The 25,697-nt window shown below is 57.3% G+C and carries 25 protein-coding genes and 2 pseudogenes; 25 read left to right on the forward strand and 2 right to left on the reverse strand.

What is annotated here, in order from left to right; all coding sequences use genetic code 11:
- Positions 1-36: 36 nt before the first annotated feature.
- The 7 genes from OGI63_RS03475 (at position 37) to rpsI (ending at position 7,343) form a co-directional block, all read left to right on the forward strand.
- Positions 37-1,404: a CapA family protein gene (locus tag OGI63_RS03475; RefSeq protein WP_413464214.1), complete on the forward strand. Its 1,368-nt coding sequence runs from the start codon at positions 37-39 to the stop codon at positions 1,402-1,404.
- Between the two features lie 78 nt (positions 1,405-1,482).
- Positions 1,483-2,472 (forward strand): D-2-hydroxyacid dehydrogenase family protein, encoded by a 990-nt coding sequence (locus OGI63_RS03480; RefSeq protein ID WP_085347226.1) that lies wholly within the window; start codon positions 1,483-1,485, stop codon positions 2,470-2,472.
- 59 nt (positions 2,473-2,531) lie between these two features.
- Entirely contained in the window at positions 2,532-3,170 is a 639-nt protein-coding gene (locus tag OGI63_RS03485) for an IMPACT family protein (RefSeq protein WP_003807921.1), read from the forward strand.
- Between the two features lie 45 nt (positions 3,171-3,215).
- Positions 3,216-3,878 (forward strand): hypothetical protein, encoded by a 663-nt coding sequence (locus OGI63_RS03490; RefSeq protein WP_011742813.1) that lies wholly within the window; start codon positions 3,216-3,218, stop codon positions 3,876-3,878.
- Between the two features lie 69 nt (positions 3,879-3,947).
- Complete coding sequence (malQ, locus tag OGI63_RS03495; protein WP_041777242.1) at positions 3,948-6,110, forward strand: 4-alpha-glucanotransferase; 2,163 nt, start codon at positions 3,948-3,950, stop codon at positions 6,108-6,110.
- A gap of 271 nt (positions 6,111-6,381) precedes the next feature.
- Positions 6,382-6,831, forward strand: a complete 450-nt coding sequence (gene rplM, locus OGI63_RS03500; RefSeq protein WP_003807927.1) for a 50S ribosomal protein L13 — start codon at positions 6,382-6,384, stop codon at positions 6,829-6,831.
- Between the two features lie 20 nt (positions 6,832-6,851).
- The gene (gene rpsI / locus OGI63_RS03505; RefSeq protein ID WP_003807930.1) at positions 6,852-7,343 is read left to right on the forward strand and encodes a 30S ribosomal protein S9; all 492 of its coding nucleotides are present in this window, start codon (positions 6,852-6,854) and stop codon (positions 7,341-7,343) included.
- Positions 7,344-7,435: 92 nt separating this feature from the next.
- Here the strand turns inward: rpsI and glgX are convergent.
- A pseudogene (glgX, locus tag OGI63_RS03510) lies at positions 7,436-9,883 on the reverse strand (glycogen debranching protein GlgX).
- Between the two features lie 299 nt (positions 9,884-10,182).
- On the opposite strand from glgX, the gene OGI63_RS03515 reads away from it, so the two are divergent.
- The 3 genes and pseudogenes from OGI63_RS03515 (at position 10,183) to OGI63_RS03525 (ending at position 11,961) form a co-directional block, all read left to right on the forward strand.
- Positions 10,183-11,187 (forward strand): zinc-dependent alcohol dehydrogenase family protein, encoded by a 1,005-nt coding sequence (locus OGI63_RS03515; protein WP_011742817.1) that lies wholly within the window; start codon positions 10,183-10,185, stop codon positions 11,185-11,187.
- A 1-nt stretch (position 11,188) separates the two neighbouring features.
- A pseudogene (locus OGI63_RS03520) lies at positions 11,189-11,401 on the forward strand (cytochrome C biogenesis protein CcdA); the annotation flags it as partial.
- A gap of 158 nt (positions 11,402-11,559) precedes the next feature.
- Positions 11,560-11,961 carry a VOC family protein gene (locus tag OGI63_RS03525; RefSeq protein WP_003807935.1) on the forward strand — a complete coding sequence of 134 codons (402 nt, stop codon included), beginning with the start codon at positions 11,560-11,562 and terminating at the stop codon, positions 11,959-11,961.
- 161 nt (positions 11,962-12,122) lie between these two features.
- Here OGI63_RS03525 and OGI63_RS03530 read toward each other — a convergent pair whose 3' ends face one another.
- Positions 12,123-13,253, reverse strand: coding sequence for an ROK family transcriptional regulator (locus tag OGI63_RS03530; protein WP_011742819.1), 1,131 nt, complete (start codon positions 13,251-13,253; stop codon positions 12,123-12,125).
- Between the two features lie 218 nt (positions 13,254-13,471).
- Between OGI63_RS03530 and OGI63_RS03535 the strand changes: the two genes are divergently transcribed.
- The 15 genes from OGI63_RS03535 (at position 13,472) to rpsQ (ending at position 25,638) form a co-directional block, all read left to right on the forward strand.
- The gene (locus OGI63_RS03535) at positions 13,472-14,740 is read left to right on the forward strand and encodes an MFS transporter (RefSeq protein ID WP_041777244.1); all 1,269 of its coding nucleotides are present in this window, start codon (positions 13,472-13,474) and stop codon (positions 14,738-14,740) included.
- A 72-nt stretch (positions 14,741-14,812) separates the two neighbouring features.
- The gene (locus OGI63_RS03540) at positions 14,813-15,853 is read left to right on the forward strand and encodes an NAD(P)-dependent alcohol dehydrogenase (protein ID WP_003807942.1); all 1,041 of its coding nucleotides are present in this window, start codon (positions 14,813-14,815) and stop codon (positions 15,851-15,853) included.
- Positions 15,854-15,892: 39 nt separating this feature from the next.
- Positions 15,893-16,864, forward strand: coding sequence for a helix-turn-helix domain-containing protein (locus OGI63_RS03545; protein ID WP_011742822.1), 972 nt, complete (start codon positions 15,893-15,895; stop codon positions 16,862-16,864).
- 353 nt (positions 16,865-17,217) lie between these two features.
- Positions 17,218-19,950 carry a bifunctional acetaldehyde-CoA/alcohol dehydrogenase gene (gene adhE, locus OGI63_RS03550; RefSeq protein ID WP_011742823.1) on the forward strand — a complete coding sequence of 911 codons (2,733 nt, stop codon included), beginning with the start codon at positions 17,218-17,220 and terminating at the stop codon, positions 19,948-19,950.
- A 459-nt stretch (positions 19,951-20,409) separates the two neighbouring features.
- On the forward strand, positions 20,410-20,718 hold the full coding sequence (gene rpsJ / locus OGI63_RS03555; RefSeq protein WP_003808013.1) for a 30S ribosomal protein S10: 309 nt from the start codon (positions 20,410-20,412) through the stop codon (positions 20,716-20,718).
- 17 nt (positions 20,719-20,735) lie between these two features.
- Positions 20,736-21,377 carry a 50S ribosomal protein L3 gene (rplC, locus tag OGI63_RS03560; RefSeq protein ID WP_003808016.1) on the forward strand — a complete coding sequence of 214 codons (642 nt, stop codon included), beginning with the start codon at positions 20,736-20,738 and terminating at the stop codon, positions 21,375-21,377.
- A gap of 6 nt (positions 21,378-21,383) precedes the next feature.
- Positions 21,384-22,049, forward strand: a complete 666-nt coding sequence (gene rplD / locus OGI63_RS03565; protein WP_003808018.1) for a 50S ribosomal protein L4 — start codon at positions 21,384-21,386, stop codon at positions 22,047-22,049.
- A gap of 5 nt (positions 22,050-22,054) precedes the next feature.
- Positions 22,055-22,351: a 50S ribosomal protein L23 gene (rplW, locus tag OGI63_RS03570; protein WP_003808021.1), complete on the forward strand. Its 297-nt coding sequence runs from the start codon at positions 22,055-22,057 to the stop codon at positions 22,349-22,351.
- A 36-nt stretch (positions 22,352-22,387) separates the two neighbouring features.
- Complete coding sequence (gene rplB / locus OGI63_RS03575; RefSeq protein WP_003808023.1) at positions 22,388-23,218, forward strand: 50S ribosomal protein L2; 831 nt, start codon at positions 22,388-22,390, stop codon at positions 23,216-23,218.
- 15 nt (positions 23,219-23,233) lie between these two features.
- Positions 23,234-23,512, forward strand: a complete 279-nt coding sequence (gene rpsS / locus OGI63_RS03580) for a 30S ribosomal protein S19 (RefSeq protein WP_003808025.1) — start codon at positions 23,234-23,236, stop codon at positions 23,510-23,512.
- A gap of 16 nt (positions 23,513-23,528) precedes the next feature.
- On the forward strand, positions 23,529-23,888 hold the full coding sequence (gene rplV / locus OGI63_RS03585; protein ID WP_003808026.1) for a 50S ribosomal protein L22: 360 nt from the start codon (positions 23,529-23,531) through the stop codon (positions 23,886-23,888).
- Between the two features lie 2 nt (positions 23,889-23,890).
- The gene (gene rpsC / locus OGI63_RS03590) at positions 23,891-24,694 is read left to right on the forward strand and encodes a 30S ribosomal protein S3 (protein ID WP_026646506.1); all 804 of its coding nucleotides are present in this window, start codon (positions 23,891-23,893) and stop codon (positions 24,692-24,694) included.
- A gap of 7 nt (positions 24,695-24,701) precedes the next feature.
- Complete coding sequence (gene rplP / locus OGI63_RS03595) at positions 24,702-25,121, forward strand: 50S ribosomal protein L16 (protein WP_003835996.1); 420 nt, start codon at positions 24,702-24,704, stop codon at positions 25,119-25,121.
- Positions 25,121-25,378, forward strand: a complete 258-nt coding sequence (gene rpmC, locus OGI63_RS03600) for a 50S ribosomal protein L29 (protein WP_003808034.1) — start codon at positions 25,121-25,123, stop codon at positions 25,376-25,378. The genes rplP and rpmC overlap by 1 nt, the downstream gene beginning before the upstream one ends.
- A complete protein-coding gene (gene rpsQ / locus OGI63_RS03605) occupies positions 25,378-25,638 on the forward strand; it encodes a 30S ribosomal protein S17 (protein WP_003808036.1) in 261 nt (86 codons plus the stop codon). Before rpmC ends, rpsQ begins: the two co-directional genes overlap by 1 nt.
- The last annotated feature ends 59 nt before the right edge of the window (positions 25,639-25,697 follow it).

Here is a 25,697-nt window from a genome sequence, read left to right on the forward strand (position 1 = left end):
GTGATGTGGAGCATGAGAAGAAACAGGGGGAGTGCCATGAGATACAGGGACAAGGCGGTGCATGCCCGCAACCCGGAAGTGCTGGTTGCAGGGCGTCGCAGGCTGGCCATCGTCGCAGCCGTCGTGCTTGTTGTATTGCTGGCGGTAGGTGGGTGGTTCCTGACGCGGTGCTTGCATTCATCACAGTCCCAAGCCGGGCAGGGGGCCGCAACGCAGATGGACGTGGCCAAGCAGAAAAAGCATGTGGTGAAAAAGGCCGAGCCGAAGGAACATCACGGCAATTCGCCGGACTGTCCGGATACCGATTGCATCGCCATGATGGTCAATGGCGATCTGCTGTTCCACCCTGGTCTGTGGGACAACTTCGCCGGTCCCAATACCGCGGCGACGGACGGTACGGCCTATGACTTCACCAGTCTGTTCGAACCGATGCGCAAGTACATCGATGCCTCCGATATCGCGGTGTGCGAATTCGAAACGCCGATTGCGCCTCGCGGTGGCCCCTACACCGGGTATCCGGTGTTCAACATTCCCTCGGAGGTCGCCGACGCGGCCGCCAAGGTGGGGTATCGCGCATGCACGCATGCGTCGAACCATTCGTGGGATCAAGGCGCGGATGGCATCACACGCCTGTGGGATACCCTCGACCAGGACGGCATCGCACAGACGGGCTCCTACAAGACCGAGGAAGACTCTACCAAACCGCTGGTCATCGATTCCCCGACCGGTGGCGGCAAACTGGGCCTGATCGCCGGTACCGTGTCCCTGAACGCGCAAACCCCCGATTATGATTGGCGCGTCGACCGTCTGCGCGAGAGCGGCGATCCGAACCATCAGGCCGACATCGACAAAGCCGTGGCCAAAGCCAAAGAGGCCCGTAAACAAGGCGCCGACGTGGCGGCCATCGCCATGCATTCCGTGCAGGAATATCTTGACTACGCCGACTCGTGGCAGCAGTCCGAAGCGCATGAGCTGGCCGACACCGGTGCATTCGACGTCATCTACGGTGCCGGATGCCACTGCGCGCAGCCCGTTGAGAACTACAACGGCACATGGATCATCTACGGTCTGGGCAACGCGGTGACGGTCACGTCCTACATTCCAGGCAACGAGGTCAACAACCAAGGCGTGACGGCCCGCGTCCAATTCGCCGGCAAGAAAGGCGTGGCCGGCTCATGGCGGGTCAATCGCATCGATTGGGTGCCGACGGCCAATGTGCGTCAAGGCCAATACCAGTGGTGTCCGATTTCGGACGACCATCCGGATGGAGCCTGTTGGAACGAAACAGAAGATGCCAATCAGAGACAACGTATCTGGAACGTGATCTATTCCATGGGCGCGGACCAGAACGTGGTTCGAGAGTGGAACATCACCGCAGAACAAGCTGGTTCATCTGGAAAGTAGTTTCCCGTGGCAGAATATGCCTCGTATTCGTTAATCGACCTGTATGGAGCGTTTCCGCTCGTGATGTGAGGTAAAGATATGGATGGAGTTTTCGAGACCCAGCCGGACCGTGCCGACTTGCCGCTGGTGGTCATGCCGGTGGTCATCGAATCGATGATCGGACCGTTCAAACAGAACTTCACGATGCTCGAAAACGTGGCCCGCGTGCGCATGTACGAGGATTTCACACTGGACGAGGACACCATCGTGGAACGCTGCAAGGATGCCGACGCCGTCATGGTCATCGGATTCCACTGCGCCGATGCCATCCTCGACAGGCTCGACGCCAAGTGCTATGCGTTCGGAGGCACCGGCGTCGCCAGCTACATCAATCTTGAGAAAACCAAGGAACGCGGCATCCGCGTCTGCAACGTGCTGCATTACGGCGATCACGCCGTCGCCGAGCACGCCATGGCGTTGCTCATGGAACTGACCAGGCACGCCGGAGCGCTTGATATGCAGGTCAAGCAAGGCGATTGGGACGGTGCCGACGGTTTCGAACTGTTCGGCAAGAAGCTCGGCATCATCGGACTCGGCGGCATCGGGCAGACCGTGGCCGGCATCGCCAACGCTTTCGGCATGAAAGTATCCGCGTGGAACTCCCACGTGCCGGCACAGGTGTTCGAGAACCTGAATGTCACTCCGGTGGAAGACATGAACGAGTTGATCTCGAATTCAGACGTGGTCAGCGTGCATATGCCGTTGCTTGACTCCACCCGTGGCATCATCACGGCGAAGAACCTCGACGCGTTGCGTCCGGGAACCCTGTTCGTCAACACCGCCCGCGCCGAAGTCATCGAACCCGGCGCACTGCTCGCAAGACTTCAACGCGGAGACATTCCGGCGGCCTTGGACGTGTTCGATCATGAGCCGCTTGCCGCCGACGATCCTTTGTGCAAGATTCCCGGCATCGTGCTCACCCCGCACATCGCATGGCGCACCGACGGCGCGTATATCGGCATGACCAAGCAGGTGGTCCAATCCATCGCCGCCTTCTTCAAGGGGGAGGAATTCAACGTCGTCGTCTGAAAAAATAACCGGGAAGCAGCATATGCGCGCGGTCGGTGAGGTTAGGTAGGTTGAACAGCATGCAGACCATACTCGATTCCGCCGATCGGCCGGCGCACGACGCCTTCGTCGAAAAGAAATCGGAATTCATCGGAGACGCCTGTCATATCAGCTCGTTGGATGAGGCGCTCGCTTTCGTTCAGACGATCCGTGACCAGCATCCGAAAGCCCGGCATGTCGCCTATGCCGCGGTGTGTGGTGGATCCGATGGACGTCTTGCGGAACGCATGAGCGATGATGGCGAGCCGTCCGGAACCGCCGGCAAGCCCATTCTCGACGTGCTGCGGGCAAACGAAATGACTGATTGCGTGGTCGCGGTCACACGGTATTTCGGCGGTATCCTGCTTGGTTCCGGCGGCCTGATTCGTGCGTATTCCACAGGTGCGTCAATTGCGGTCAAGGCTGCTTCCAAGGCGAAAATCGTACCGTGCGGCGAATATCAGGTAACTCTTGATTATCCGCAGTTGGGCAGCTTCCAGAATCTGTTGTCAACGGTGGAAGGCGAGCAGACCGACGCGCAGTACACTGACCGCATCGCCTTGACTGTGGTGGTTCCGCAGGAACAGGCGAATGTCTTCGAATCCCGAGTTGTGGAAACTTTCAACGCCACGGTCGTTCCGCAACTGGTGGGCACGTCCAACCGTCCGGTCAAAGTATGAGTTCACGTTGTGAGCCGCATGCATATAGTGTCGTAAGGTGAAAATATGAGTGATGAGAACGAGCAGCATGAGAATGATTCGCAGGCCGACGCCTCGAACGCCGATGAGACCGTGGATTTCGAGCCGTTGACCGCCACATACGAGCGGCTCCGGCATTCCACTGATTCCGCCGCATTAAGCGAGTTCGCCAGACGTCCGCTGCCGGACCGGAGCGACCAGGCGGCGTTCTCCCGTGCCACCGCATTGCTTGAGGCTGTGGCCGGCAACGCGCATACGCCGGTGGAGGACCGCGTCTTCCTTGCCGAAACCATGCCGTTCCCGAACATTCTGGTCAAGCTTTCCACCGACGAGTCTCCTGAAGTACGCAAAGCCGTTGCGGGAAACGCCGATGACAAGAACTGGCTGGTGGGCCGACTGACCAAGGATGAGTCGCCCGAAGTGCGTGCCACCGCGCTGCGCAACAAACGTACGTCTTGGAAAATGCGTCTTGAAGGCGCCGAAGATTCCACCATGGATTCCGACACGCTTGATTTCCTGGGCTCGTTGGGAACGCAGGTCGAACCGGACGCTCCGGTGGTGCTTGCGACCATGGTGCGCAGGGCCGTCGCCTTGAATCCGAATGTTTCCGATCGGATGCTCCAGCAGTTGGCGCAGGACGCTTCAAGCGACGTGCAGAAGGCCGCTCAACGGCAGCTTGCGGAAAAATAATTGCATACGTTGTCATTTTTATGAGATTCCTGCGCGTGGTGCGCATGTTTTGGTCCTAGACTGGGAACCATGACAGAACAGACCGAAAACGCAACGCGTCTCGCCCGTCCGCTCATTCGTCTGGCAAAGCTGGTGGGTGTCGCCACCAGCTACGTCGGTATGAGCCATGATTACCACGAAATCGAAGACGATGTTCTGGTGGCGGTGCTCAAGGCGCTTGGTATTGACGCTTCCAACGATGAGGCGATCAACCAGTCCATCACATCCATCAAGTCCGAACGCGAAACGCGCGTGGTGGCTCCCACCGTGCTGCATATCGTGGGCAAGGAAAGCAAGGTGGAGGTGCACGGCGGCATGTTCGATGTGCCGGAAGCCTCCATCACGCTGGAAAACGGCAAGCAATTCACGGGCAAAATCTCCCATGAGGGCGGTGAGAAAATCGCCCATGAGATTGATAGCAGCTTCTTCTTCACGTCGTATCTCGTCCTGCCCGCCGATCTGCCCGAAGGCTATCACACCCTCGAGGTCACTGTCGGCAACGAGGCGGAGACTGCAACCGTTATCAGCGCTCCTGAGAAAATCGAACTGCTCGATGATATGAAGAACGGCTCCCTGTGGGGGTGGATGAGCCAGCTGTACTCCATCCGTTCCAAGGGATCCTGGGGCGTGGGAGACTTCGAAGATCTGAAGACCATGCTGGTCGAGGCCAAAAAGAAGACCGGCTCCGACTTCATGCTTATCAACCCGATGCACGCCGCGGAGCCGGTGCCTCCGCTGACGCCATCGCCGTATCTGCCGATTTCCCGCCGTTTCATCAATTTCAGCTACATCCGTCCGGAGTCCATGCCGGAATATCTCACGCTGTCCCACGAGGACAGGGCTGAAGTCGATGCGCTGCACGAGCAGGTCGAATCGCTGAATGACGACGCGCGGCTGATCGATCGCGACGCCATGTGGCGCGTCAAGAAGCATGCGCTGTGGGTCATCTACAAGGCCGGCCGAACCAAGGCTCGCCAGGCCGAATTCGACCGTTACCTCGCCGAATGCGGAGACGAGATCGAATCCTACGCCACCTGGTGCCTGTGCTACGACAAGTGGGGAGCTCCCTCCGACGACGCCGATAATTGGGTGCGCAAATACAACCGTGATTCCGAAGAAGTCGCGCAGTTGCGTGAGAAGTTCCCGGACACCCTTGAGTTCTACCGCTGGCTTGAGTGGGTCGCCACCGATCAGTTGCACGCGGCGCAGCAGGCCGCCCGCAAGGCCGGTATGAAGATCGGCATCGTCGCGGATATGGCCGTCGGCGTGCATCCGGCAGGATCCGATGTGTGGTGGAATCCGGAACGCTTCGCCAAGGGCGCCACGGTCGGTGCCCCGCCGGACATGTTCAACCAGCAGGGCCAGGATTGGAGCCAGCCGCCGCTTAACCCGATCGCCCTCGAACAGACCGGATTCAAGGTGTACCGGGATATGGTGCATGACATGTTCGCCAATGCCGGTGCGGTGCGTATCGATCATATCCTTGGTCTGTTCCGCCTATGGTGGATTCCGGAAGGCAAGCCCGCCACTGATGGCACATATGTGCATTACGATTCCGATGTCATGCTCGGCATTCTCGCGCTTGAGGCTTCCCGCGCTGGTGGCGTGGTTGTCGGCGAGGATCTGGGTGTCGTGCCGGCCTATGTGTCCAAGTCGCTGTCCGAACATGGCATTCTCGGTTGTGCCGTGGAATGGTTCGAACAGATGGACGGTGTGTTCCGCACTCCGAAGGATTGGCGTCCGTACGCACTGGCGTCCGTCAATACGCATGACATGCCTCCGGCGGCCGGTTACCTCGAATATGGCCACGTCAAGTTGCGTGAGCAGCTCGGCCTGCTGTCCGGTCCGGTGGAGGAATTCCAGAAGTCCGCAACCGCCGAGCACAATGCCATGCTGAACATGCTGGTCGAGGAGGGCTATCTCGACAAGGCTGCTCTGGATGACGAAGCCGCCAACGAAAACGAGATTGTCGACGCGCTGTACCGTGGTCTGAAAGGTTCGCCCTGCAAGCTCATGGCCGCCTCCATCGTCGACGCGGTCGGTGAGAAGCGCACGCAGAACCAGCCGGGCACCAATAACGAGTATCCGAATTGGCGTATTCCGCTGGCCGATGGCGAAGGCAACGTGGTGCCGCTCGAAAAGCTCTTCGACGAACCGCGTCTGCAAGAGATCACCGCCATCATGCGTGGCTGATCTTCTATAGGCGATTCCATGGGGTGTCCACAGGTCCGACGGTCTGCGGACACCCTTGTTTTTCGTGTTGCCGAATGTCAAGGCAGGCGATATACTAGTAGACTGTTGTGTTTCCCTACGGGGTCCTTCAAAGCGCTTTTCCCACTCGCCATCGAGGACTTTCAGGGAGCCCACGGATAATGAGACCTGAAAAACGGCATTATTCCGCGCCCAACCAACGCGTGTAATGCTGATGGATGGTCCGGAACACAATATATAGAAAAGGTACATCGTGAAAACTTTCACTCCGAAGCCAGCTGATCTGACTCACGACTGGTACGTCATCGACGCCACCGACGTGGTGCTCGGTCGTCTCGCCACTCAGGCGGCAACCCTGCTGCGTGGCAAGAACAAGCCGACCTACGCTCCGCACGCCGATTCCGGCAACCACGTGATCATCCTCAACGCCGACAAGATCGCTCTGACCGGCAACAAGTTGGGCAAGGAACTGTACATGCACTCCGGTCGTCCGGGTGGCCTGCGTCGCGATAGCTACGCCCAGCTGCTCAAGACCAACCCCGAGCGCATCATCAAGTCTGCCATCAAGGGCATGCTGCCGAAGAACCGTCTGGCCAAGGTTCAGCTGGATCGTCTCCACATCGTTCGCGGTGCCGAGCATCCGTACGCTGGCATGAAGCCGCAGGTTTTCGAGATCGCTCAGGTCTCGCAGCAGGCTAAGTGAACCGAAGGGAGATAAGAAACATGGCTGAAAACACCAACGACTCCGCGGTTCTCGAGACCGAAGAGGAGCTCACCTCGTACACCACCGAGACCAACGCTGGCGCTGGCACCGGTACTTCCACCATCGCTCCGGGCTACGGCACCGGTCGTCGTAAGGAAGCCGTCGCCCGTGTTCGCCTGGTTCCGGGCACCGGCAAGTGGACCATCAATGGTCGCACCCTGGAAGAGTACTTCCCGGCCAAGCTGCTGCAGCGTGAGGTCAACTCCCCGATCGTTCTGCTCAAGCTCGAAGGCAAGTTCGACGCTATCGTCCTCGTTGACGGTGGCGGCACCACCGGCCAGGCTGGCGCAATCCGCCTGGGCGTTGCCCGCGCTCTGAACGCTATCGATCGTGATGCGAACCGCGCCGCCCTGAAGAAGGCTGGCTTCCTGACCCGCGACGCCCGCGTCGTGGAACGCAAGAAGGCTGGTCTGCACAAGGCACGTCGCGCTCCGCAGTTCTCGAAGCGCTAAAGCTTACAGCAAGCTTTATTCGAAACCCCTCGGAAATTCGTTTTCCGAGGGGTTTCTTGGTATTCGAACGATTCAGGCAGAGCTTGATGGAATCAGGCGGTCGGCATCTGCCTCATCGCACTGATGCTCAACGCCGGGAGCGTCCACAATGTCGGATCGTCTTCCGACAATCCATCGTCGGCAGATTGCAGATTTGCTTCATTGTCTTGCATCTGCCAGTACATCATATTGATGCGGTGCAGATGATTGCGCAGTCTACCTGCCGGCTTGTTTTCCGACTCTGCGTCGAATTCTGATACCCGTTCGATGGACGTTCCCAAACCGGGATATTCGCCGACGATCTCTGATGAAGACCAGACCATCTCCCATTCAATGCCTTTCGGAAGATGGAAACGTGTGACTTCGTCGGAACCGTTGATCAGAATTAGCAGGCTAGGCTCGTCGGGGGAGAGCAGCTGCATGGCGAACGAGCGTACGGCAGGATTCGTCCAATCCGAATCGTCCGGCATCTGCCCGTTCGGAAGATACCAATGCACGCGATCGGATTTCTTCAGCAAACCGATTTTGCTCAGGCGCGTGAAGAAATCCTCATGACTGTACAAATCGTGGGATTTCCGCAACGTGATTAAACGTGACGTTAGATTGAATTGCTTCAATTCCGGCGTTTGCTCGGTGCTGTATAGCCAATCCCAATCAAGCCATGTAATGTCATTGTCTTGCGTGTAGGCGTTGTTGTTGCCGTTTTGCGAATTGCCGAATTCGTCGCCGGCGAGCAGCATTGGCGTACCCAACGACAGTAAGAGCGTGCCCAGCAGGTTCATGGTGGCACGCTGGCGCTGCTGCACGATGATTTGGTCGCTGCTGGGGCCCTCATGCCCGAAATTGATGGAATGGTTGTCGTTTGTTCCGTCGTGGTTGTTTTCGCCGTTAGCTTCGTTGTGTTTGCTCTTGTACATGGTCAGGTCGGCGGTGGTGAAGCCGTCGTGGCAGGCCACATAGTTCACGGAGGCGGTCGAACCGCGGCCGGGGTCGGTGGCGAACAGGTCGGAAGATCCGCATAGGCGTGTGGCCATGTCTTGCATGGTCATTTCGCCGTATTCGCCGCTGCGTGTGCGATCCACGTCGGTCAGCCAGAATTTGCGCGTGCAATCGCGGAAACGGTCGTTCCATTCCGCGAAAGGAATGCCGAATTCGCCGGTGCGCCAGCCGTTCGGGCCGCAATCCCATGGTTCCATGATCATTTTGAGATTGCCGAGCAGTATGTCGGAGCGCAAAGCGTACAGGAATGGATGGTAGCGGGTGAATTCACCGTCGAGACGTGCCAGCGTCGCCGCAAGATCGAATCGGAATCCGTCGATACCAATGCGTTTGGCCCAATAGCGCAACGAATCCACGGCGAACGTGGTGACGTGCGTGTTGGTGAAATCAAGCGTGTTGCCGCAACCGGTGGTGTCGTACAGGCGGCTGATCTTGTCTTTGGTGCGTCGGTAGTACGAGAGATTGTCAAGGCCTCGCCAGCAAATGGTCGGGCCTTCGGGACCTGATTCGCAGGTGTGGTTGTAAACCACATCCATAATCACTTCAAAGCCGGCCTCGTGCAATGCGCGCACCATGTTGATGACTTCTTGCCGTACTGCGGCCGCTCCTGCCTCTTGCGAGCGTTTGGTGGCATATGAGGATTCGGGGGCGAAATATCCGAGCGTGGAGTATCCCCAGTAGTTGGTGCGTCCTCGTTCCTGCAGGAAGAGTTCCGATTGTTTGGCTTGGATCGGCAGCAGTTCGATGGAGGTGACGCCCAGATCCTGCAGGTATGAGAGCGTGGCCGGGTGTGCGAGGCCCGCGTAGGTGCCGCGAAGTTCTTTGGGCAGCCATGGCGCGTTGGCGGTGAAGCCTTTGACATGCAGCTCGTAGATAACCGTTTTGCTCCACGGAACGTGTGGATGCGAGGGTTCTCCTGCGTGTTTGTCGATGGCGCGGTCGTCTATGGCTACGGAAACGGGCATGCGCCCTACCGAGTCGATGGTGCTCATCGGTCCGAAGGGGGAGCCCTTGACCTTGCCGTTGACGATTTCGCATTCGTAGGCGAATGCGCCTGGATCGAGTTTCATCGATCCTTCGATGCCTTTGGCGTATGGGTCAAGCAGCAGCTTGTAGGGGTTGAAACTCACGCCATGATCGGGATCCTATGGGCCGTTGACGCGGTATCCGTATTGCATGCCGTCCCATGCTTGCGGCACGTGCACGTACCACAGTCCGTAGTTGGGACCGTCCATGCGGAACAGTGTTTCGCGAAGATTGAGCGAGGGAATGCGTCTGGTGCAGATGCGCTGTTTTTTGGCCTGATCGATGAACGTGAGTCCGGGTTCGTTGAACAGCCGTGCGGCGTCGGCATAGAAGGCGCTCGGTTGGTCAAGTGGTTCAAGTACGCAAAACCACACTTGGTCTGCTGTTTCTGAGCGGACAACGGCGTCCGCGCCACCATCGTCGGTGAAATAGAGACCTGGGCGGGTTGCGTAGCGGTGCAAAGGTGGGTTCTTCATAACCTCATTCTAAACACTTTGAAATTATCTGTTGACTTGCTATGTCGGGACCATCTCTGCCAATGTCAGATCGATGGTTGCTGCGCTGCCGGTGAGATGCCGTTCTGGCTGTTTTCGATGATGATGTGCATGTTGTGATGATGATTTTTTAAAAAACAAAACGTTGATTTTCTGCGGCACACGCTTTGCAAACAACTTTATGAAAAGAGATTTGCAAAAGAATTTAAGAAAGTGTATAGTTTTCAATCATCAGGCAGAACGATCTGCCGGAACTTCTTTTATAGTGGAAAGGACATATCATGAAAGCTCTTGTACTGACCGGTGTCAAGGAATTTGAAATCCAGAACATGCCAACACCGCAGATCGAACCCAATGAAGTGCTGATCAACACCGCATATGCAGGCGTGTGCGGCACGGATCATGACCTGTATGACGGTCGCCCCGGATCGGCCGCTGCGGTGCCGCCGATCGTGCTTGGCCACGAGAATTCTGGCATCGTTGCTGCAGTCGGCGCTGACGTCACCAATGTCAATCCGGGAGACCGTGTCGCCGTCGACCCGAACATCTACTGCGGCCAGTGCGAATTCTGCCTGACGCAACGTCCTGAACTCTGCGACCATCTTAGTGCGGTCGGAGTGACCCGCAACGGCGGTCTGGCGGAACAATTCACCGCCCCCGCAAGTGTGGTCTATAAGCTACCAGATAACGTTTCCCTGCGTGACGCCGCTGCCGTCGAGCCGGTCTCATGCGCGGTGCATGGTCTCGATCTGCTGGAACTTCGCCCGTATCAGAAGGCGTTGGTTATCGGCGACGGTTTCATGGGGCAGGTCTTCGCCCAGCTTCTGCAGGCGTATGGCGTGCATCAGGTGGATCTTGCCGGCATTTTCGATGAAAAGTTGCAGCGCAACAAGGAGCAGTTCGGCGTCACCGAAACGTACAACACCACCCGCGAACAGATTCCGGAAGATTCCTACGATGTAATCATCGAAGCCGTCGGTCTTCCTGCGACCCAAGCTCAGGCCGTAGCCGCCGCCAAGAAGGGCGCGCAGGTGCTGATGTTCGGCGTCGGCCCGCAGGAGGCGCATTTCGAAATGAATACGTACGACATTTACAAGAAGCAGCTGACCATCCAAGGCTCCTTCATCAACCCGCTCACCTTCCGCGATGCCATCTCGCTGGTCTCCTCCGGCAAAATGAACATCGGAGGCCTGATCAGCCACGAGCTTGAACTCGAGCAGGTGCAAGACTTCCTCGACGGCAAGATCACTGGCGTTTCCAAGGCTGTCGTCAAGATTGGTGCCTGACATGATCCGCGTGCTTGAGCGTTTGGGTGTTCCGCGAACGCTGATGCTGGGGTTCCTTGCCGTCGTCATTTTCATGACCGGCGATGGCTTCGAGCTTACCTTCCTCTCCAAATTCATGGTGGATTAAGGATTCAGCTCCTCCCAAGCGTCGCTGCTAATCACGGTGTATGGCTTGTTCGCGGCGTTTGGCGGCTGGTCCGCAGGCGTGCTTGCTTTTGTGCTGACGTTGTTTATTCGTCCCGAACAGCTTGGAATTAGCGAAAAAGTATCACGACATGACGGCAAATGCACAGCCGACATCGCCGCATAGCGCATATCCTAATCACAAAAGGGGAAAATCAATCGTATTCATCGTTATCAGGAGGTAATTTTATGGCGAAAGCAATGTCTGAATTCACTACCGATCTGCAGCATTCCGGCATGCCGGCGAAGGATCTCGACGAAACCATCGAATTCTATACGAAGAAGCTTGGTTTCGAACTGGCCGGACTGTTTCATAACGGCGAAAATCGTTGTGCATTCCTGCGTTACGGCCATCTGACCATCGAAACGTGGGAGGGCGATCCGGCTCCGCTGACCACTGGTGCCATCAACCATTGGGCATTCGACACTCCCGACATCGAAGCTGCATTCGAAAACGCGAAGGAACTCGGGCTGAATTTCAAAGATAACGAAATCCAGCATATCGACAGCTTCTGGGAGCATGGCATCCGCTACTTCAACGTATACGGACCGAACGGCGAAACCATTGAATTCTGTCAGATTGTCAAATAACTATCGTTAGATGATTGCCGTCAAATAATCGTTGAAAACAAATACAACAGGCGAAACAGACGGAAGCAAACAAAGAAGCGTGCGCTGAACCTTATATACGGGTTCGGAACACGCTTCTTTTTGTTATGCAATCGATGCGATTAATATGTGCGCAAAAGCGGTCACATATCGCATAGTTCGCGTACGTACGGCTCCACAAAACGCAGGGCCGCGCCGATAATGTCTTGATGGTCGAGCGCCATTCCCTTGCGCAGGGTGAAATCCGTGGTGCCGAATGGCGTATGTTCCACCACGCGTTCGCGTAGTCCGGCCATATCGTCATCATCGAGATATTGTGCTGCCTCACCGCTGATGATCACGTCACCGGCCAGTACCGAGCGAATATTCGTTACCGCCAGCGCCACATAATCCAGCCATTGCGAGAATCGTTTGCGATGCTCCTGCTCGCCTTGTTCCAACACCGAGAAGAAGCCGGGCAGGCTTTCGCCGTCTTCCATCAGCGTTTCCGGCGAGCAATACGTATCCATGCAGCCCTGTTGTCCGCAGTAGCAGGTGTTGCCTCCTGGAATCAGCGTCATATGTTCGATTGAGCCATTGCATTGGTTTGGCCCTTGGTAAAGCGATCCGTCTACGATGACCGCGCCTCCGGGGCGTCGCTCGAGGTAGATGCAGACGGCATCCTTCAGATTGTGGTCGAACCAGAGTTCCGCCATGGCAGAAGCGTCGGAATCGTGAATCATCAGCGACGGATAGTTGAGGCCGTGGCTGAGTTCGCTGAGTTTCAGGCCGGTGTTGTTCATGATTTTGCCGAAGGTGATCGACTGCCCGTCTGCCGATACGATGCCTTGCATGCAGAAGGCCACGCCTAGCACCGTGCTGCCTTGTTTCGCCAGTTCCTGCGCGAAACCGTTGATGATGTCGTTCATGCGCTGGTAGTAGGCGTCGTTGTTGCGATAGGGGAGTGTGCGCTGTCTGGTGGCCACGGATTTGCCGTTCAGATCAATGGCGATGGCCGTGATTCGTGTGGTTTGGATTCGCACGCCGATAGCCACGCTGGAGTGTGCCGCGAATTCGTAGATTTGCGCTTTGCGTCCACCGGTGGATTTCTGCATCTCGCCTTTGACGATGAGCCCGTCGGCCTCCATGGCGCGCAGATTCTGCGTGATGGTTGGCAGGCTGAGCCCTAATTCGTGTTCGAACATCTGCTTGGTGGCTGAACCTTGGGTGTAGATGAACGTGGTCATGGCCTTGAAATTGGCTTCTTTGACTGATAGGGCGGATTGGGCTTTCACTGGTTGATCCTTCCTGCGCAACTTCTTTTCCAAGACTACTTCATAAAAGTCCTTTCCTTATGTCTCGTGTTGGTCTGAGATATCAGGTATTGCAAAAAAGTATCAAAAACAGCTGTGCATAAAGGATTTTCTGCCACTTTTCTGCGTCGAAAATATATTTATCAACAAAAAAAGTTGAGACGGTGACAACGACGTTCTACCAAGAAAAGAGACATGTTATGAAGATAGGTCTGCCGCGCACGCTATTGGCCGGCTTGGTCGCCATAGCGGTGTTCATGACCGGCGATGGCTTTGAATTGACTTTTTTGTCCAAATACATCGTGGACCAGGGATTCAGCTCTTCGCAATCGTCGCTGATGTTCACCATGTACGGGCTGGTGGCTGCGCTTGCCGGCTGGGCGTCCGGTGTGCTAGCTGAAATGTTCGGTGCCAAACGCATCATGCTTATCGGCGCGAGCGCCTGGGTCGTTTTGCACCTGCTGTTCGTTGGTGTGGCGTTGCCGAGCGGCGTCTATCCGCTGATGTTAGGCGTGTATGCGTTGCGGGGTGTTGGCTACCCGCTGTTCATCTACTCGTTCGTGGTGTTGATGGCGCAAACCATCGATCCTGCCAAGCTCGCGTCGGCCATGGGGTGGTTTTGGGCCGCCTACTCGTTCGGCATCGGCGTGTTTGGCGCATATTTGCCGAGTTTCACCATTCCGATGGTGGGCGAGTACTATTCGCTGTGGCTTTCGTTGCCGTTTTCTATAGCTGGACTGCTGATTTGCCTGCTGATGGTGCCGAAAAGCAAGGGTTCTGGCAACTCTTCCATGAGCAATGCAGACAAGCTGCGCGAGCTTAGTCGAGGAGTCACCATTCTGGTGCATAATCGCCAAATCGCTTTGGCTGCGGTGGTGCGTGTGATCTGCAATCTGACGTTGTATGGCTTTCCCGTCATCATGCCACTCTACTTGGCCACTACCAACAATGGCGGCGGTGCTTGGTTTAAGGTTTCGCAATGGAGCCAGATTTGGGGATTCCAGTTTGTGGTCACCATTTTCGGCAATGTGTTCTGGGGTCGTATGGGCGATTCGCATGGTTGGATGCGGCAAATGCGCTGGTTTGGCTGCTGGTTCTGTGTGATCGGCACGCTGGGCATGTATTACATTCCGCAGTTTTTCGGGGCGAATATGGTGCTTATGTGTGCTGATGCGGTTGTTCTTGGATTGGGAATTTCCGCTTTCGTTCCTATGGGAGCCGTGTTTCCCGCGTTGGCGTTGGAACATAAGGGTGCTGCGATTTCCGCGCATAATTTCGCTTCCGGCCTGGCTACGTTTTTCGGTCCGCTGATTGCGACGGTGCTGGTTTCCACTATCGGATTCGGCGGCGTGTGCTGGACGTATGCGATCTGCTATGCGATCGGATCGTTGGTCACGTTCGGCATTCATCCTCATCAACCCGGATTTGACGATCGCGGCCATCGCATTGCCGCGATCGAGCGTAACTAATCGCAATTGAATATCAATTGCTCGATCATCATTTTTCTCAAAAAACATCATTATCCACAAAGGAGAATAATCATGAAGGCAGTCGTTCTCGAAGAGCAGGGCGTCATCAATGTGCGTGAGGTGCCTGACGTCCCCGCACCTGGTCTAGGCGAGCTGAAGATCGCGCCGCATACCGTTGGTGTGTGCGGTTCCGACCTGCACTATTACACTCATGGTCGCGTGGGCAAATATGTGGTGGAGCAGCCGATGATTCTCGGTCATGAGGCTTCCGGCACGGTGGTTGAGGTCGGTCCTGGCGTCGAAGGCTTCAAAGTGGGCGATCGTGTGGCCATGGAGCCCGGCATTCCGGATATGAGTTCGCGTGCCAGCAAACTGGGCATGTATAACGTCGATCCTGCGGTGCGTTTCTTTGCCACTCCGCCGATTGATGGCTGCCTGTGCGAAACGGTGAACCATCCTGCGGCGTTCACCTACAAGCTGCCCGACAATGTGAGCTTCGGTGAGGGTGCGCTGCTTGAACCGTTGGCTGTGGGCATGTGGTCCGCCACCAAGGCTCGTATCAAGCCGGGCGATGTCTGCGTGGTCACCGGATCGGGTACGGTCGGCATGCTGACCGCGTCGTGCGCGTTGGCAGGTGGCGCTTCCAAGGTGCTGATTTCTGATGTGTCGGCAATCAAATTGGCGATTGCGGCTCAGATTCCAGGTATTATTCCGGTGGATCTCACCAAAGAGGATCTGGTGGAGCGCGTCCGTGAGGAAACGGGGGGTTGGGGTGCTGATGTGGCTTTCGAGTGCTCGGGCTCGCCGAAGTCATACGAGACATTCTGGAAGCTGATTGCTCCCGGTGGCGCTGCCGTTATCGTTGGCATTCCGGTCAGTCCGGTGGCTATCGACATTACGGAACTGCAGGCTACCGAGGTGCGCATCGAAAATATCTTCCGTTATGCCAATGTGTATCAGAAGGCCATCGACCTCGTGGCTAACGGTAAACTGAATCTGAAGCCATTCATCACCGACACCTATGCGATGGAGGATGCCAAGGCGGCGTTTGATCGCATGGCCGAGGGGCGTCCTGGAGATATTAAGCTGCAGATTACCGTGAATAACGACTGACGTTACGCACGTTACGGAACGACGAAAGGGGTCTAGGCCATGGGTGCTGTTGTACAAGTCAACGATAATCGGCATGGGAAGACGGCTTTGGCTCAGACCTCTTTTGGTGGATTCGTGCCGAAAGGTGGAAGTTCGAACGATTCCGGCGTATTGGAGATCATTGTGCCGGACGCGCAGGCTTCGGTGCGTTGGGTGAAGCATGGCTACCCAAGCTCGTTGGCGAAATGGCATCATCATCCTCATATTGAAATTCATCTGATTCGGGAAGGTACCGGATTGATGATGGCGGGCAATGCCGTTGTTCCGTATGAGGCCGGGCAGGTTGCGCTGATTGGTTCGAATCTTCCGCATAATTGGGTGTCCGACATCGCTCCGGGGGAGCGGCTTCGTCAGCGTGATGTGGTGTGCCATGTGCGTCCGGAAACCATACGTCTGCTGATGTCTGGATTTCCGGAAACGTCTGGTTTTGCAATGGTGTTGAGGCGTGCGGGGCAGGCGTTGGTGCTGAGCGGTGAATCCGCTCGTCAGGCCGGTTCGATTCTGGAAAGCATGGAGGAACATAGTCTTGCTTGCCGTGTTAGTGATCTGATTCGTGTGTTGGATGTGTTCGCGCATGCCTCAGCAGATGAATCCTATACAGTGGTTGCGTCCGGATACGATCCGGCTGTATGCAGTGGTGCGGAAAGTGTGGTCAACGATGCCATTGAGTACATTTCCTCGCATCTGAGCGGTGAAATTAGCCTGGATTTGGCCGCTCGTCAGGCTGGAATGAGTGTGTCGGCTTTCTCTCGTCTGTTCAAAAGGGCCGCAGGAATAAGGTTTTCGGATTTTGTTCGACGATTGCGTATCGGGCATGCGTGCAGATTGCTGACGACCACGAATCAAAGCGTCGCGTCGATTCGTCGTGCTTGCGGATATGGAAACGCTTCGAATTTCAATCGTCGTTTCTTTGAAGAAACAGGCGAAACTCCTACTGGCTGGCGGAAAAAATACATTGGACGGACAAGATAAGTAAATAAACTTTGTAAAAGTTTGATATGATTGATATCATATAGAAAATACTTTTATAAAAGATGAGGAGGTGAGACTTGAGAAAGTGTGTGTGATTTATGATAAAAAGCAACAAAAACGCTCAAAATGATGTTTTTAAAGCTTTTTCTCTTCACAAAAGAACGCAATCTAAACATTAAATGAACAGAATATAATATTTCTCTTGCGACACGACGCAGTGGAAAATCATATTGCATACTCACTAAAGTGTGTCCTAGGTCACAAAAGACCAGCAACGCGTCCATCCGCTTCGAGGCGGGTGGAATAACGGGAAACTACTTTGCAAACCCCCAAAGAATCGAGGAGGACTTCAAGTGGCAGACGCAAAGAAGAAGGAAGAGCCGACCAAGCCGACTCCGGAAGAGAAGCTCGCCGCAGCCGAGGCTGAGGTCGACGCTCTGGTCAAGAAGGGCCTGAAGGCTCTTGATGAATTCGAGAAGCTCGATCAGAAGCAGGTTGACCACATCGTGGCCAAGGCTTCCGTCGCAGCCCTGAACAAGCACTTGGTGCTCGCCAAGATGGCCGTCGAGGAGACCCACCGTGGTCTGGTCGAAGACAAGGCCACCAAGAACATCTTCGCCTGCGAGCATGTCACCAACTACCTGGCTGGTCAGAAGACCGTCGGCATCATCCGCGAGGACGACGTGCTGGGCATCGACGAAATCGCCGAGCCGGTTGGCGTCGTCGCTGGCGTGACCCCGGTCACCAACCCGACCTCCACCGCCATCTTCAAGTCGCTGATCGCACTGAAGACCCGCTGCCCGATCATCTTCGGCTTCCACCCGGGCGCACAGAACTGCTCCGTCGCGGCCGCCAAGATCGTTCGCGATGCCGCTATCGCAGCAGGCGCTCCTGAGAACTGTATTCAGTGGATCGAGCATCCGTCCATCGAGGCCACTGGCGCCCTGATGAAGCATGATGGTGTCGCCACCATCCTCGCCACCGGTGGTCCGGGCATGGTCAAGGCCGCATACTCCTCCGGCAAGCCGGCCCTGGGCGTCGGCGCGGGCAATGCTCCGGCATACGTTGACAAGAACGTCGACGTCGTGCGTGCAGCCAACGATCTGATTCTTTCCAAGCACTTCGATTACGGCATGATCTGCGCTACCGAGCAGGCCATCATCGCCGACAAGGACATCTACGCTCCGCTCGTTAAGGAACTCAAGCGTCGCAAGGCCTATTTCGTGAACGCTGACGAGAAGGCCAAGCTCGAGCAGTACATGTTCGGCTGCACCGCTTACTCCGGACAGACCCCGAAGCTCAACTCCGTGGTGCCGGGCAAGTCCCCGCAGTACATCGCCAAGGCCGCCGGCTTCGAGATTCCGGAAGACGCCACCATCCTTGCCGCTGAGTGCAAGGAAGTCGGCGAGAACGAGCCGCTGACCATGGAGAAGCTTGCTCCGGTCCAGGCCGTGCTGAAGTCCGACAACAAGGAACAGGCCTTCGAGATGTGCGAAGCCATGCTGAAGCATGGCGCCGGCCACACCGCCGCCATCCACACCAACGACCGTGACCTGGTCCGCGAGTACGGCCAGCGCATGCACGCCTGCCGTATCATCTGGAACTCCCCGAGCTCCCTCGGCGGCGTGGGCGACATCTACAACGCCATCGCTCCGTCCCTGACCCTGGGCTGCGGCTCCTACGGCGGCAACTCCGTGTCCGGCAACGTCCAGGCAGTCAACCTCATCAACATCAAGCGCATCGCTCGGAGGAACAACAACATGCAGTGGTTCAAGATTCCGGCCAAGACCTACTTCGAGCCGAACGCCATCAAGTACCTGCGCGACATGTACGGCATCGAAAAGGCCGTCATCGTGTGCGATAAGGTCATGGAGCAGCTCGGCATCGTTGACAAGATCATCGATCAGCTGCGTGCACGTTCCAACCGCGTGACCTTCCGTATCATCGATTATGTCGAGCCGGAGCCGAGCGTGGAGACCGTCGAACGTGGCGCCGCCATGATGCGCGAGGAGTTCGAGCCGGATACCATCATCGCCGTCGGCGGTGGTTCCCCGATGGATGCGTCCAAGATTATGTGGCTGCTGTACGAGCACCCGGAAATCTCCTTCTCCGATGTGCGTGAGAAGTTCTTCGATATCCGTAAGCGCGCGTTCAAGATTCCGCCGCTGGGCAAGAAGGCCAAGCTGGTCTGCATTCCGACTTCTTCCGGCACCGGTTCCGAAGTCACGCCGTTCGCTGTGATTACCGACCACAAGACCGGCTATAAGTACCCGATCACCGATTACGCGCTGACCCCGTCCGTCGCTATCGTCGATCCGGTGCTGGCACGTACTCAGCCGCGCAAGCTGGCTTCCGATGCTGGTTTCGATGCTCTGACCCACGCTTTTGAGGCTTATGTGTCCGTGTATGCCAACGACTTCACCGATGGTATGGCATTGCACGCTGCCAAGCTGGTTTGGGACAACCTCGCTGAGTCCGTCAATGGCGAGCCGGGTGAGGAGAAGACCCGTGCCCAGGAGAAGATGCATAATGCCGCCACCATGGCCGGCATGGCTTTCGGCTCCGCCTTCCTCGGCATGTGCCACGGCATGGCCCACACCATTGGTGCACTGTGCCACGTTGCCCACGGTCGTACCAACTCCATCCTCCTGCCGTACGTGATCCGTTACAACGGTTCCGTCCCGGAGGAGCCGACCAGCTGGCCGAAGTACAACAAGTACATCGCTCCGGAACGCTACCAGGAGATCGCCAAGAACCTTGGCGTGAACCCGGGCAAGACTCCGGAAGAGGGCGTCGAGAACCTGGCCAAGGCTGTTGAGGATTACCGTGACAACAAGCTCGGTATGAACAAGAGCTTCCAGGAGTGCGGTGTGGATGAGGACTACTATTGGTCCATCATCGACCAGATCGGCATGCGCGCCTACGAAGACCAGTGCGCACCGGCGAACCCGCGTATCCCGCAGATCGAGGATATGAAGGATATCGCCATTGCCGCCTACTACGGCGTCAGCCAGGCGGAAGGCCACAAGCTGCGCGTCCAGCGTCAGGGCGAAGCCGCTACGGAGGAAGCTTCCGAGCGCGCCTGATCGCAATATCGCAACGTAACTCCTTATATAAAAGATGTGAAGTGAAGCGTATATAAGAAGTCGTGCAAAAGGAGCCTGATGGGAAACCATCAGGCTCCTTTTTTATAGTGAGGGGGAAGTGGACCGTCGCCGTTACCTTCCGCGTTCTTCATCGAAAGAAGACGCGTGATTGTGTTGGCGCGACACCGCGAAAAACGTTGGAAAAACCGCGACACGCGCGAATTCCATATGTTCACCCCTGATGCTTAGATAAAGAAGTTGCCTGATTTTAGGGCTCGCAAATTGTAATTCAAAAAGCGAGCGTGGCACAGCGGCTCACTCCGGTGAGAAGCTGCATGGCTGCGCACTGATGTGGTATGGCCACGGAACTTCCACGGTTCCGGGGGTCTTCTGCGCCGGTGCCCTTGGAAGCAGGCTGGTAAACAGTAAATAACGAATCGCTAGAAAGGGCGGAAGGCAATGGCGGGACAGAAAATCCGCATCAGGCTTAAGTCCTATGACCATGAGGTCATCGACCAATCGGCGAAGAAGATCGTCGAAACGGTGACGAACGCGGGCGCAACTGTGGTTGGCCCGGTTCCGCTCCCGACCGAGAAGAACGTGTTCGTCGTTATCCGTTCTCCTCACAAGTACAAGGATTCTCGCGAGCATTTCGAGATGCGCACTCATAAGCGTCTCATCGACATTGTGGACCCGACCCCGAAGGCCGTGGACTCCCTCATGCATATTGATCTGCCCGCAGACGTGAACATCGAGATCAAGCTGTAAGGGAGGAGGGAACCATTATGTCTAATCGCACTGCACTGCTGGGCAAGAAGCTCGGTATGTCTCAGGTCTGGGACGAGAACGGTTTCTTCGTTCCTGTGACCCTCGTTGACGTGTCCACCAACGTGGTGACCGCTGTCAAGTCCGAAGAGTCCGACGGCTACAAGGCTGTTCAGCTTGGCTACGGCCAGGTTGACCCGACCAAGGTGACCAAGCCGCTCGCCGGCCACTTCGCCAAGGCTGGCGTCACCCCGCGTCGTCACCTCGCTGAGGTCCGCACCGATAACGCCGAAGAGTTCGAGCCGGGTCAGGAGCTGACCGCTGAGCTGTTCCCGGAAGGCACCCTGGTCGACGTGACCGGTACCACCAAGGGCAAGGGCTTCGCAGGCACCATCAAGCGTTGGGGCTTCAAGTCCTATCGTCGTACCCACGGCTCTCACAAGAACGAGCGTCGTCCTGGCTCTGTTGGCGCATGCGCCACCCCGAGCCGCATCCTCAAGGGCAAGCGCATGGCTGGCCGCATGGGTCATGTGACCAACACCGCGCTGAACCTCACCATCGTTTCGTCGGATGTTGAGAACGGCGTGCTGGCTATCAAGGGCGCCATTCCGGGCCCGAAGGGCAGCATCGTTCTCGTCCGTTCGGCAGTGAAGGGAGCCTGATAAATCATGGCAAACGTTACTCTGAACGTCACCGATAACCAGGGCAAGGCCACCGGCACCGTCGATGCCCCGGCTGAGATCTTCGGCTTCTCCGCTGAAGAAGTTCAGTCCCGCATCCCGCTGATCCACCAGGTCGTCATCGCCCAGCTCGCCGCTGCTCGCCAGGGCACCCACGCCACCAAGACTCGTGGCATGGTTTCCGGCGGTGGCCGCAAGCCGTGGAAGCAGAAGGGCACCGGTCGTGCTCGTCAGGGCTCCATCCGTGCACCGCAGTGGTACCACGGCGGCACCGTGTTCGGTCCGCAGCCGCGTGACTACTCCCAGCGCACCCCGAAGAAGATGAAGGCCGCTGCTCTGAAGTACGTGCTTTCCGATCGTGCCAATGCCGGTCATGTGGCCGTTGTCGACTTCGGTGTTTCCGAAGCCCCGTCCACCAAGGCCGCCGTTGCCGCTCTTACCCCGGTGACCGAGAACAAGTTCACCACCGTGGTGCTCTCTCGCGAGAATGTGAACGAATGGCTTTCCGTTCGTAACATCCCGACCGTTCACCCGATCTTCGCCGATCAGCTCAACACGTACGATGTGGTCACCGCTCAGTACGTGGTCTTCTCCAAGGAAGGCTTTGATGCTTTCCTCGCTGCGAAGGCTGAGCCGGCTGCAAAGGAGGCCTGATTTTCATGGTCGCTATTCACAAGCCCGCACACGACATCATCCTCAAGCCTGTCGTTTCTGAGAAGAGCTACGCTCTGTCCGATCGCGGTCAGTACACCTTCGTGGTGGCCCCGAACGCGAACAAGGTTCAGATCAAGCAGGCAATCGAAGAGATCTTCAATGTCAAGGTGACGAACGTCAACACCCTCAACCGCGCCGGCAAGCGCCAGCGCACCCGCAACGGTTTCGGCCAGCGCGTCAATCAGAAGCGCGCCATCGTGACCGTCGCCGAGGGCCAGACGATCGACATCTTCGGTAACTGAAGGCTAGCCGAGAAAAGTTAAAGGAAGAACTAGATTATGGCTATCCGCGTTTATAAGCCGACGACTGCAGGCCGCCGTAACGCGTCCGTCTCGGACTTCTCCGAGCTTACGCGCTCCACGCCTGAGAAGTCGCTGGTTCGCAAGCTCAGCAAGACTGGCGGTCGTAACTCCTACGGCCGTATGACCTCCCGTCATCGCGGCGGCGGTCACAAGCGCCAGTACCGTCTCATCGACTTCAAGCGTTGGGACAAGGACGGCGTGCCGGCCAAGGTCGCTCACATCGAGTACGACCCGAACCGTTCCGCCCGCATCGCACTGCTGCACTACGCAGACGGTGAGAAGCGTTACATCATCGCTCCGGAAGGCATCAAGCAGGGCGACGTCATCGAGACCGGCGCTCAGGCTGATATCAAGCCGGGCAACAACCTGCCGCTGCGCAACATCCCGACCGGTACCGTGGTGCACGCGATTGAGCTCCGCCCGCTGGGTGGCGCCAAGATCGCCCGCTCCGCCGGTGCTGCCGTGCAGCTCGTCGCCAAGGATGGCGCCTACGCTCAGCTGCGTATGCCGTCCGGCGAAATCCGCAACGTGGACGCTCGCTGCCGCGCGACCGTTGGTGAGGTCGGTAATTCCGATCACGCCAACATCCAGCTTGGCAAGGCAGGCCGCGCTCGTTGGATGGGCAAGCGCCCGATCACCCGTGGTGAGTCCATGAACCCTGTCGATCACCCGCACGGCGGTCGTACCCGCGGTGGCAAGCCGCCGGTTTCTCCGTGGGGCAAGGGCGAGGTTCGTACCCGCCGTCCGAAGAAGGCTTCGAACAAGATGATTGTTCGTCGTCGCCCGAATGGTAAGAACCGTAAGTAAGGGAGTGTCGAGTAGATGACTCGTAGCATCAAGAAGGGCCCCTTCGTCGACGCCCACCTGCAGAAGAAAGTCGACGAGCAGAACGAGAAGGGTACGCACAACGTCATCAAGACGTGGTCCCGTCGTTCGATGATTACCCCTGATTTCATCGGACACACCTTCGCCGTTCATGATGGCCGCAAGCATGTTCCGGTGTTCGTCACCGAATCCATGGTTGGCCACAAGCTCGGTGAGTTCGCCCCGACCAAGACCTTCAAGGGTCATGTGAAGGACGACAAGAAGGCACGCCGCTAAAGGAGAGTAAGGACACATGGAAGCTAAAGCAATCGCTCGTCACGTCCGCGTGACGCCGCGCAAGGCTCGCCGTATGGTCGACCTCATCCGAGGCAAGAAGGCGACCGAAGCCATCACCATTCTGAAGTTCGCTCCGCAGGACGCATCCCTCCCGGTGCGTAAGGTCCTGGAGAGCGCCATCGCGAACGCTCGTGTGAAGGCCGACAAGGCCGGCGAGCCGTTCCGCGAGAACGACCTGGTCGTGAAGGAGACCTATGTGGACGAAGGCGTGACGCTCAAGCGTTTCCGCGCCCGTGCACAGGGCCGTGCCGCTCGTATCAACAAGCGCACCAGCCACATCACGGTCGTCGTCGCTAACAAGGAAGGAAACCGCTAAAGATGGGTCAGAAGATCAATCCGTTTGGCTACCGCCTGGGAATCACTGAGAACCATCGTTCCAAGTGGTTCTCCGATTCCAACAAGGTTGGCGAACGCTACCGCGACTTCGTTCTCGAAGATGACGCCATCCGCAAGGCCATGAGCAAGGACCTCGAGCGTGCGGGCGTGTCCCGTATCGTCATCGAGCGTACCCGCGACCGCGTGCGTGTGGACATCCACACCGCTCGTCCGGGTATCGTCATCGGCCGTCGTGGCGCTGAGGCTGAGCGCGTTCGCGCCAAGCTCGAGAAGCTCACCGGCAAGCAGGTCCAGCTCAACATCTTCGAAGTGAAGAACGCCGCACTGGACGCCCAGCTCGTCGCACAGGGCATCGCTGAGCAGCTCACCAACCGCGTGACCTTCCGTCGCGCGATGCGTAAGGCCCAGCAGGATGCCATGCGTGCAGGCGCCAAGGGTATCCGTATCAAGCTCTCCGGCCGCCTTGGTGGCGCCGAAATGAGCCGTTCCGAGTTCTATCGCGAGGGTCGCGTTCCGCTGCAGACCCTGCGTGCCCTCATTGATTACGGCTTCTTCGAGGCCAAGACCACTTACGGCCGTATCGGCGTGAAGGTCTGGATCTACAAGGGTGATATGACCGAGCGTGAGTTCGAAGAGCAGCAGGCACAGCAGAGCAACAACCGCCAGGGTCGTCGCGGCGATCGTCGTCCGCGTCGCGGCCAGCGCAACGCTGCTCCGCAGCAGAACGCAGCAGCAGAGGCTCCGGCCGCTGCTGAGGCACCTGCCGCAACGGAAACGAAGGAGTGAGCTGAGAATGCTTATCCCAAAGAGAACCAAGTATCGTAAGCAGCACCGTCCGGTCCGCCGTGGCATGTCCAAGGGCGGCAACGAGATCGCTTTCGGCGATTTCGGTATCCAGGCTCTGGCTCCGGCTTATGTGACCAACCGCCAGATCGAGGCCGCTCGTATCGCCATGACCCGCTACATCAAGCGTGGTGGCCGCGTGTGGATCACGATCTTCCCGGATCGTCCGCTGACCAAGAAGCCGCTCGGCACCCGAATGGGTTCCGGTAAGGGTACTCCGGAATTCTGGATCGCCAACGTCCACCCGGGTCGCGTTATGTTCGAGATCGGTGGCGTGTCCGAGGATGTCGCTCGTGAGGCTCTGCGCCGCGCAATCGACAAACTCCCCATGAAGTGCCGTGTTATTGCTCGTGAAGGCGGTGACATCTGATGGCAGTCGGAACTGCAGACTACACCATGAAGAATCTCAACGAGAAGACCAACGAGGAGATCGAGGGCTTCCTCAAGAAGTCCAAGGAAGAGCTGTTCAACCTGCGCTTCCAGTCCGCGACCGGTCAGCTCGAAAACACCGCCCGCCTCAAGGCGGTCAAGCACGACATCGCCAGGATGTACACCATCCTGCGCGAGCGTGAGCTCGGCATCAGCCAGGCCCCCGAGGCGACCGAAACGAAAGCTGAGGAGAAGTAATGGCTGAAGAGCGTAACTTCCGCAAGGTTCGTCGCGGTTACGTCGTGTCCGATAAGATGGACAAGACGATTTCCGTCGAGCTCGAGCAGCGTTCGACCCACCCGCTTTACGGCAAGGTTGTGCGCTCCACTCGTACGGTCAAGGTCCATGATGAACACAACGAGGCTCACATTGGCGACCTCGTGAGTATTATGGAGACTCGGCCCCTGAGCAAGACCAAGCGTTGGCGTCTCGATAGCATTATCGAGCGCGCTAAGTAAATAAGTTCGGCAAGGCTCCGTGAGTCACCCCGCCTGCTTCTAGCAGGCAGGCGGGGTGC

The sequence above is a fragment of the Bifidobacterium sp. KRGSERBCFTRI genome (assembly GCF_025908335.1).

Bases quoted from the DNA above. Each gene is read 5' to 3' on its own strand.
- OGI63_RS03475 (WP_413464214.1), top strand. From the start codon at position 37: ATGAGATACAGGGACAAGGCGGTGCATGCCCGCAACCCGGAAGTGCTG.
- OGI63_RS03480 (WP_085347226.1), top strand. From the start codon at position 1,483: ATGGATGGAGTTTTCGAGACCCAGCCGGACCGTGCCGACTTGCCGCTG.
- OGI63_RS03485 (WP_003807921.1), top strand. From the start codon at position 2,532: ATGCAGACCATACTCGATTCCGCCGATCGGCCGGCGCACGACGCCTTC.
- OGI63_RS03490 (WP_011742813.1), top strand. From the start codon at position 3,216: ATGAGTGATGAGAACGAGCAGCATGAGAATGATTCGCAGGCCGACGCC.
- malQ (WP_041777242.1), top strand. From the start codon at position 3,948: ATGACAGAACAGACCGAAAACGCAACGCGTCTCGCCCGTCCGCTCATT.
- rpsI (WP_003807930.1), top strand. From the start codon at position 6,852: ATGGCTGAAAACACCAACGACTCCGCGGTTCTCGAGACCGAAGAGGAG.
- OGI63_RS03515 (WP_011742817.1), top strand. From the start codon at position 10,183: ATGAAAGCTCTTGTACTGACCGGTGTCAAGGAATTTGAAATCCAGAAC.
- OGI63_RS03525 (WP_003807935.1), top strand. From the start codon at position 11,560: ATGGCGAAAGCAATGTCTGAATTCACTACCGATCTGCAGCATTCCGGC.
- OGI63_RS03535 (WP_041777244.1), top strand. From the start codon at position 13,472: ATGAAGATAGGTCTGCCGCGCACGCTATTGGCCGGCTTGGTCGCCATA.
- OGI63_RS03540 (WP_003807942.1), top strand. From the start codon at position 14,813: ATGAAGGCAGTCGTTCTCGAAGAGCAGGGCGTCATCAATGTGCGTGAG.
- OGI63_RS03545 (WP_011742822.1), top strand. From the start codon at position 15,893: ATGGGTGCTGTTGTACAAGTCAACGATAATCGGCATGGGAAGACGGCT.
- rpsJ (WP_003808013.1), top strand. From the start codon at position 20,410: ATGGCGGGACAGAAAATCCGCATCAGGCTTAAGTCCTATGACCATGAG.
- rplC (WP_003808016.1), top strand. From the start codon at position 20,736: ATGTCTAATCGCACTGCACTGCTGGGCAAGAAGCTCGGTATGTCTCAG.
- rplD (WP_003808018.1), top strand. From the start codon at position 21,384: ATGGCAAACGTTACTCTGAACGTCACCGATAACCAGGGCAAGGCCACC.
- rplW (WP_003808021.1), top strand. From the start codon at position 22,055: ATGGTCGCTATTCACAAGCCCGCACACGACATCATCCTCAAGCCTGTC.
- rplB (WP_003808023.1), top strand. From the start codon at position 22,388: ATGGCTATCCGCGTTTATAAGCCGACGACTGCAGGCCGCCGTAACGCG.
- rpsS (WP_003808025.1), top strand. From the start codon at position 23,234: ATGACTCGTAGCATCAAGAAGGGCCCCTTCGTCGACGCCCACCTGCAG.
- rplV (WP_003808026.1), top strand. From the start codon at position 23,529: ATGGAAGCTAAAGCAATCGCTCGTCACGTCCGCGTGACGCCGCGCAAG.
- rpsC (WP_026646506.1), top strand. From the start codon at position 23,891: ATGGGTCAGAAGATCAATCCGTTTGGCTACCGCCTGGGAATCACTGAG.
- rplP (WP_003835996.1), top strand. From the start codon at position 24,702: ATGCTTATCCCAAAGAGAACCAAGTATCGTAAGCAGCACCGTCCGGTC.
- rpmC (WP_003808034.1), top strand. From the start codon at position 25,121: ATGGCAGTCGGAACTGCAGACTACACCATGAAGAATCTCAACGAGAAG.
- rpsQ (WP_003808036.1), top strand. From the start codon at position 25,378: ATGGCTGAAGAGCGTAACTTCCGCAAGGTTCGTCGCGGTTACGTCGTG.